Source organism: Stenotrophomonas sp. 21LCFQ19, assembly GCF_056861425.1.
The window spans coordinates 29,449-37,270 of record NZ_JBSPUF010000017.1; the positions used below are offsets into that span (position 1 = coordinate 29,449).

Genomic DNA, 7,822 nt, shown 5'->3' on the forward strand with positions numbered 1-7,822 from the left:
CCCCCCCCCTGTGGGCCTCCCCGTGCCCGCCTGGGCGAGTCCCGGCCCGCCCCCCCCCCCCCCCCCCCCCCCCACTACAGGACAAAAAAACAGGCGCCTTTCGGCGCCTGTTTTGTTTTCAAGCCAAGGGCAACAGCACTCAGCCCTTGATGACGCCCAGCTCCAGGCCAATCCGGGTGAAGGCATCGATCGCGCGGTCCAGGTGTGTGCGGCTGTGCGCGGCGCTGATCTGGGTGCGGATGCGGGCCTGGCCCTTCGGCACCACCGGGAAGAAGAAGCCGATCGCATAGATGCCTTCTTCCAGCAGGCGCTGGGCGAACTTCTGCGCCAGCGGTGCGTCGTACAGCATCACCGGGCTGATCGGATGCACGCCGGGCTTCACGTCGAAACCGGCGGCGGTCATCTTCTCGCGGAAGTAAGCGGTGTTCTCGCGCAGCGTTTCACGCAGGTCATCGGCGGCGGCCAGCATCTCGAACGCCTTGATGCCAGCGGCAACCACGTGCGGCGGCAACGAGTTGGAGAACAGGTAGGGGCGCGAACGCTGGCGCAGCAGTTCAATGACCTCGGCGCTGGCGCAGGTGAAACCGCCCAGCGCACCACCCATGGCCTTGCCCAGAGTGCCGGTGATGATGTCGATCTTGTCGAGCACACCCTTCACTTCGGCCGAGCCGCGACCGGTGGCACCGAGGAAGCCGGTGGCATGGCATTCGTCGATGTGCACCAGCGCGTTGTACTTCTTCGCCAGCGCGGTGATTTCATCGAGCGGGGCGATGAAGCCGTCCATCGAGAATACGCCGTCGGTGGTGATCAGTTTGGTCTTGCAGCCGGCGGCATCGGCGGCCTGCAGCTGCGCTTCCAGATCGGCCATGTCGCAGTTGGCGTAGCGGAAGCGCTTGGCCTTGCACAGGCGCACGCCATCGATGATGGAGGCGTGGTTCAGTGCGTCGGAAATGATCGCGTCGTTCTCGCCCAGCAGCGGCTCGAACAGGCCGCCATTGGCGTCGAAGCAGGCGGCGTAGAGGATGGTGTCGTCCTTGCCGAAGAACCCGGCAATCTGCTTTTCCAGCTGTTTGTGCAGGTCCTGCGTGCCGCAGATGAAGCGCACCGAGGCCATGCCGAAGCCATGCGTGTCCAGCGCGTCCTTGGCGGCCTGGATCAGCTCCGGGTGGTCGGCCAGGCCCAGGTAGTTGTTGGCGCAGAAATTCAGCACCGTGCGGCCGTCGTCGAGGGTGATCTCGGCCGACTGCGGGCTGGTGATGATGCGTTCGGACTTGAACAGCCCCTGCGCGCGGATGGCGTCCAGTTCCTCGGCGTAGTGCCGGGTCAGCGGGGAGATGTTCGCGGTTTCGGTCATGGCGGGGTCTTGCGGTCAAGTGGAACGCCAATTTTAGCCTTCCCCGTGTCCCGGCGTTGTCGTCATGCGCAAAGGCTATAAGCGCGGCGGCCTAAGTCATTTCTCGGTAACGGGTGTGCACCCGCAGCATCGTCCGCACACCCACCGACCAGGAGACGCCGATGACCGCCACACGCCCCCCATTCACCCTGCCGACCAGGAAGCTGTTGTCCCTCAGCCTGGCCCTGGCGGCGTGTGGGGCGGGGTCATCGGCGCAGGCGCAGCAACTCACCGTCGAGCAGTTGCAGGAGCGTCTGCAGCGTCTGGAGCGGTTGGCCGGGGTCAGTGATGGGGCAAGCGAAGGCGTAGGCCTGGCCGATCTGGACCAGCGCCTGCGTATCCTTGAACGCCGCATTGAGCTGGCGGAAGAAGAGCGCGTTGCCACCGCCAAGAGCGCACCGAAGATCGCCATCGACCAGAAGGGCGCTTCGTTCAAATCCGGCGACGGCAACTACGAGTTGAAACTACGCGGCCTGCTGCAAGGCGATGCCCGCGTGTTCCTGGGCGGCGATGCCAACCAGAACGACACCTTCCTGCTGCGCACCGCCCGGCCCACCCTGGAAGGCTCGTTGGGCAAGCTGGTGGCGTACCGCTTCACCCCGGAGTTTGCCGGTGACAGCGCCAGCATCGTCGATGCCTATGCCGATCTGCGTTTCGATCCGGCTTACACGCTGCGGGTCGGCAAGTTCACCTCGCCGGTCGGTCTGGAACGCCTGCAGTCATCCTCGGCACTGGTCGATGTGGAGCGCGCGCTGGCCAGCGAACTGGCGCCGAACCGCGACCTCGGTGTGCAGCTGCAGGGCGAAGTGGCCAAGGGCAAGTTCAGCTATGCGCTGGGTGTGTTCAACGGCACCGTCGATGGTCGCGATGCGGTCACCAGCAATCCGGATGACGACTTCGAATATGCAGGGCGCGTGTTCTTCGAGCCGCTCAAGGGCAGTGACAGCGCATGGGCAGGTCTGGGCTTTGGCCTGGGCGCAAGCACGGGCGAAAAGCATGGCAGCGGCAACAACTTCCTGCCGCGTTACCGCACGCCTGGCCAGGCCACGTTCTTTGCTTACCGCAGTGCCGTGGTTGCCGATGGCGAGCACCGCCGCTGGTCGCCGCAGGGTTGGTTCTACCGCAATGGACTGGGCCTGCAGGCCGAGTACATCGCCTCGGAACAGGAGGTTGCACGCAATGGCATCCGCAAGCGCTTGGACAACCGCGCCTGGCAGGCCACCGCCAGCTATGTGCTGACCGGTGAGGATGCGAGCTATCGCGGGGTGACGCCTTCGCGCCCGTTTGGGGCAAATGGTGGGCATGGCGCGGTGGAATTGACCGCGCGCTACGGCGAACTGCAGATCGACGATGCCGCCTTCCCGTTCTATGCCGATCCGACGGTGTCGGCTTCACAGGTCCGCTCGTGGACGGTCGGTGCCAACTGGTACCTGACCGCCAACCTCAAGCTGGCGACCAACTATCTGCACAGCAGTTTTGATGCGGCTTCCGCTGGCGCGAAGTTGCCTGATGAAAAAGCTGTTTTCTCGCGCCTGCAAGTTTCCTTCTGACGGAGAGCCCAGATGACACATGCCTATGTTTCACGCCTTGCTACCGCAGCACTGGCGTTCGCCCTGACCTTGAGTGCCGGCGCCGCGTTTGCGCGTGATGTGCAACTGCTCAATGTTTCCTATGACCCGACCCGCGAGCTGTACCGCGATTTCAATGCCGCTTTCGCCAAGCATTGGAAGGAAACCAAGGGCGACAACGTCACCATCGAGACCTCGCACGGCGGCTCCGGCAAGCAGGCGCGCACGGTGATCGATGGCATCGAGGCCGACGTGGTGACCCTGGCCCTGGCCTATGACGTGGACGCCATTGCCGACAAGGCCAAGTTGCTGCCGGCAAACTGGGAGACCCGCCTGCCGGAAAACAGCGCGCCCTACACCTCGACGATTGTCTTCCTGGTACGCAAGGGCAATCCCAAGGGCATCCGCGATTGGCCGGATCTGCTGCGCAGCGGCGTATCGGTGGTGACGCCGAACCCGAAGACTTCCGGCGGCGCACGCTGGAACTACCTGGCAGCCTGGGCTTACGGCGATCACATCTTCAAAGGTGACCGCGACAAGGTGCTGAACTACATGCGCGCGCTGTTCCGCAATGTGCCGGTGCTTGATACCGGTGCACGCGGCGCCACGACTACCTTTGTCCAACGTGGCATCGGTGATGTGTTGCTGGCCTGGGAGAACGAAGCCTTCCTTGCCCAGGAAGAGCTGGGCCCGGACAAGTTCGAGATCGTGGTGCCCAAACTGTCGATCCTTGCCGAACCGTCGGTAGCACTGCTGGATCGCAACGTCGACCGCCATGGCACCCGCGATGTTGCCCAGGCCTATCTGCAATACCTGTACTCGCCGGAAGGCCAGCGCATCGCCGCGCGTCATTACTACCGGCCGCGCTCGCCGCAATACGCAGCACCGGCCGACGTGGCGCGCTTCCCGCAGGTGCAGCTGGTCACCATCCGCAGCGCCTTCGGTTCGTGGGGCAGGGCGCAGGCCGAGCACTTCGCTGATGGCGGTGTCTTCGATCAGATCCAGGCGAGCAAGTAGACCGTGTCAGCAACAGCACAAACACTGGAGCCACGTGTGCGAAGCCAACGCCGGGTACTCCCCGGCTTTGGTCTTGGTATGGGCATCACCTTGTTCTGGTTGGGGCTGATCGTCCTGATCCCGTTGCTCGGCGTGTTCCTGAAAGCAGCAGGGCTGGGCCTGGGCGGCATCTGGCAGATTTGGACCGAGCCGCGCGTGCTGGCCGCATTGCGGCTGAGCTTTGGCACCGCGTTTGCCGCGGCTGCGTTCAACACACTGATGGGTACGTGGGTGGCGTGGGTATTCGTGCGCTACAACTTCCCCGGCCGGCGCCTGTTCGACGCGATGATCGATCTGCCGTTTGCCTTGCCGACCGCCGTGGCCGGCATCGCCTTGACCGCGCTGTATGGCGGCCAGGGCTGGATCGGGCAGTGGCTGGAGCCGTTGGGCATCAAGGTGGCGTATACGCCGCTCGGCATCGTGGTGGCCTTGGTGTTTGTCGGCCTGCCATTCGTGGTGCGCATCGTGCAGCCGGTATTGGCCGAAGCCGAGCGCGAGTTCGAGGAGGCCTCGGCAACGCTTGGCGCCACCCGTTTCCAGACCATCGTGCGGGTAGTGTTGCCGAGCCTGTGGCCGGCAATGCTGACCGGCTTTGCGCTGGCCTTCGCGCGTGGCGTGGGGGAGTACGGCTCGGTGATCTTCATCGCCGGCAACATGCCCAGCGTCACCGAGATCGCGCCGCTGCTGATCACCATCCGCCTGGAAGAATTTGATTACGCCGGTGCCACTGCGATTGCAGGTGCGATGTTGCTGCTGTCGTTCGTGCTGCTGCTGCTGGTCAATACCTTGCAGGCGCGCCTGCAACGCAGGGGCGCGCGATGAACGAGTTGGTGTCGGAGTTGCCGGTGGCGATCGAACGTAGTGCGCGCGTGGCCAAGCCGCAGCAGGTGACCAGCGAGCCGCGCTGGGTGCAGGTGTTGCTGATTCTTGGCGCACTTGGCTTTTTGTTGTCGTTCCTGTTGCTGCCGCTGGTGCTGGTATTCGTCGAGGCGTTGCGTGGTGGGGTGCTGGCGTTCTGGACTGCGATCAGTGATCCGGATGCCTTGTCGGCGATACGCCTGACGCTCCTGGTGACGGCGATAGTGGTGCCCTTGAACCTGGTGTTTGGCGTCGCTGCAGCCTGGGTGGTGAGCAAGCACAGTTTCCCGGGCAAGCGCTGGTTGGTGACGCTGATCGATCTGCCGTTCTCGGTATCGCCGGTGGTGGCCGGTCTGGTCTTCATCCTGTTGTTCGGTCGCGACGGTTGGTTCTGGCCGATGATCGAGGACGGACTGCGCCTGCACCTCCCGGTTCTCGGCGAAACCCTGTTGCAGCTGCCGCGCATCGTGTTCGCGATACCCGGCATCGTACTGGCCACGGTGTTTGTCACCTTTCCCTTCATTGCGCGCGAGCTGATGCCGCTGATGGAGCAGCAGGGCAGTGATGAAGAACTGGCGGCGCTGACGCTGGGTGCCAATGCCTGGCAGATGTTCTGGAAGGTAACCTTGCCGAACATCCGTTGGGGCCTGTTGTACGGCGTGCTGTTGTGCAGCGCGCGGGCAATGGGCGAGTTCGGCGCGGTGTCGGTGGTGTCCGGGCATATCCGCGGGCGCACCAATACGCTGCCGCTGCACGTGGAGATTCTCTACAACGAATACGCCTACAGCGCCGCCTTTGCCTGTGCCTCGCTGCTGGCCGCCACCGCCTTGCTGACGCTGGTGGTGAAATCTTTCCTGGAGTGGCGCCACGGTCAGTCGCTGGCCGCCGCCCACCGTCATTGAGGTCGCAATGAACATCCGCATACACAACCTGGGCAAGCAGTACGGCACGTTCCCCGCGCTGGACGGGGTGAGCCTGGATATCCGCAGTGGCGAGCTGCTGGCGCTGCTGGGGCCATCGGGTTCGGGCAAGACCACCTTGCTGCGCGCGCTGGCCGGCTTGGAACATCCCGAGCGCGGCGAAATCCTGTTCGATGGCGAAGACGCCACCGGTTTGAGCGTGCAGGCACGCCGCGCCGGTTTCGTGTTCCAGCACTACGCCTTGTTCAAGCATCTGGACGTGCGCCGCAATATCGCCTTCGGGCTGGAAGTGCGGCGCGGTGCTGAGCGTTGGCCGAAGGCGCGCATCGACGCCAAGGTCGATGAGCTGCTGGCGCTGGTACAACTCGATGGACTGGGCGGACGCTACCCGGCGCAGCTGTCCGGTGGCCAACGCCAGCGGGTGGCGTTGGCGCGCGCGCTGGCGATCGAACCGCGCGTGCTGTTGCTGGATGAACCCTTCGGCGCGTTGGATGCGCAGGTGCGTCGCGACCTGCGCCGTTGGCTGCGTGAGCTGCACGACCGCACCGGGCTGACCACGGTATTCGTCACCCACGATCAGGAGGAAGCGCTGGAGTTGGCCGACCGCGTCGCGATCCTCAATCGCGGTCGCATCGAACAGGTGGGTACACCGGGCGAGGTCTATGACCAGCCGGCGTCGCCCTTCGTCTATGGCTTCGTCGGTGAGGCCAACCGGCTGCCAGCACGCGCGCAGGGGCAGACGCTGGAAGTGGCCGGGGCACGGTGGCCACGGACCAGCGCAGTGCTGGAAGGCGAGGCGTTGGAGGTGTTCGTGCGGCCGGAGGATCTGCTGGTCGAGGCCGATGGCCACTGGCAGGCCACGGTTGGGCTGGTGCAGCGCAGCGGCCCACGCCAGCGTCTACGTGCGCGCCTGGCTGGCGCAACTACCGAGCTGGAAGTGGAGTTGCCGGCGGATGCGCCGGCGTATGCGGCGGGCCAGTCAATCCGGCTAGGGGCCCGTCGTTACGGGGTCTTTCCGGCGGACCCGGGCTGAATAGGGAAGCGCTGGGCAGTTGGGATGAAATAGATGTTGCATCGCAATATAATTGCGGTTAAATATTTGTGAATCGGGATTTATCCCATCCCGGTGCCCCCACTTCCTGGAGAGATCTGCATGATGCACAACAAGCGTCTTGTCGCCGTGGCCTGCGCCGCCCTGTTGTCCGTTCCGTTTGCCGTCAGTGCCCAGGAGAGTGAGGAATCCACCTCTCCGTTCAGCGCCAGCTTCGGCGTGACCACCGATTACGTGTTCCGTGGTGTGTCGCAGACCGACAATGAGCCGGCCTTCCAGGCCGGTGCCAGCTACACCGCACCGTTCGGTCTGTACGTTGGTGTGTGGGGCTCGAACGTCGATTTCGGCGAAGGCGGCCCGAATTTCGAAGTCGATTACAACATCGGCTGGAGCAAGGACCTGTCCGACAGCTGGAACCTGGACCTGGGCGTCAACCGCTACACCTACACCAGCGCCTCCAGCGGCTACGGTGACATCGATTACAACGAATACCTGGCCAAGGTGACCTGGACCGGCCCGGTGGTCGTCAGCGGCCTGCTGGGCTACGCCGACGATTACAGCAACAGCGGCGCCGAGCAGATCTATGCCGGCCTGGATGCCAGCTACGAGATCGGCAACGGTTTCTCGGTCGGTGCATCGGCTGGTTACACCACGATCAAGGCCGACAGCAACGAATGGCCGCGCCGTTCGGATTACTTCGATGGCTCGGTGTCGGTGTCCAAGGGCTTCGGCCCGGCAACCGCAACCCTGGGTTATTACGACACCTTTGGTTCGGATGCGTCCGACCTGCGCCGCGGTTCGGATACCTACAAGCCGGGCCTGGTGTTCAGCGTCTCGGTCGACGTGCCCTGATCCAGATGTGATGCAAAAAGAAAAAGGCGCCTTGAAGGCGCCTTTTTCTGTAGTGGCGGCCCCAGGGGGGGCACCGACATTAACGGTGTCGCCAAATCCGACCATGGGTGGGCACAAACGCTTA

The 7,822-nt window shown here is 64.1% G+C and carries 7 protein-coding genes; 6 read left to right on the top strand and 1 reads right to left on the bottom strand.

Features of this window, described 5'->3' with window-relative positions:
* Positions 1–139 precede the first annotated feature (139 nt).
* Positions 140–1,354, bottom strand: a complete 1,215-nt coding sequence (gene kbl / locus AC13FW_RS17040) for a glycine C-acetyltransferase (protein WP_482989866.1) — start codon at positions 1,352–1,354, stop codon at positions 140–142.
* Positions 1,355–1,515: 161 nt separating this feature from the next.
* Between kbl and AC13FW_RS17045 the strand changes: the two genes are divergently transcribed.
* The 6 genes from AC13FW_RS17045 to AC13FW_RS17070 all read left to right on the top strand — a co-directional run bounded on the left by AC13FW_RS17045 (position 1,516) and on the right by AC13FW_RS17070 (position 7,698).
* The gene (locus tag AC13FW_RS17045) at positions 1,516–2,943 is read left to right on the top strand and encodes an OprO/OprP family phosphate-selective porin (RefSeq protein ID WP_482989867.1); all 1,428 of its coding nucleotides are present in this window, start codon (positions 1,516–1,518) and stop codon (positions 2,941–2,943) included.
* A 12-nt stretch (positions 2,944–2,955) separates the two neighbouring features.
* Positions 2,956–3,978 carry a sulfate ABC transporter substrate-binding protein gene (locus tag AC13FW_RS17050; protein ID WP_482989868.1) on the top strand — a complete coding sequence of 341 codons (1,023 nt, stop codon included), beginning with the start codon at positions 2,956–2,958 and terminating at the stop codon, positions 3,976–3,978.
* Positions 3,979–4,002: 24 nt separating this feature from the next.
* A complete protein-coding gene (cysT, locus tag AC13FW_RS17055; protein ID WP_482989899.1) occupies positions 4,003–4,839 on the top strand; it encodes a sulfate ABC transporter permease subunit CysT in 837 nt (278 codons plus the stop codon).
* Complete coding sequence (gene cysW / locus AC13FW_RS17060; RefSeq protein WP_296251945.1) at positions 4,836–5,777, top strand: sulfate ABC transporter permease subunit CysW; 942 nt, start codon at positions 4,836–4,838, stop codon at positions 5,775–5,777. Before cysT ends, cysW begins: the two co-directional genes overlap by 4 nt.
* 7 nt (positions 5,778–5,784) lie before the next feature.
* Positions 5,785–6,828, top strand: coding sequence for a sulfate/molybdate ABC transporter ATP-binding protein (locus AC13FW_RS17065; protein WP_482989869.1), 1,044 nt, complete (start codon positions 5,785–5,787; stop codon positions 6,826–6,828).
* Positions 6,829–6,948: 120 nt separating this feature from the next.
* The gene (locus tag AC13FW_RS17070; RefSeq protein ID WP_482989870.1) at positions 6,949–7,698 is read left to right on the top strand and encodes a TorF family putative porin; all 750 of its coding nucleotides are present in this window, start codon (positions 6,949–6,951) and stop codon (positions 7,696–7,698) included.
* Positions 7,699–7,822: the final 124 nt, after the last annotated feature.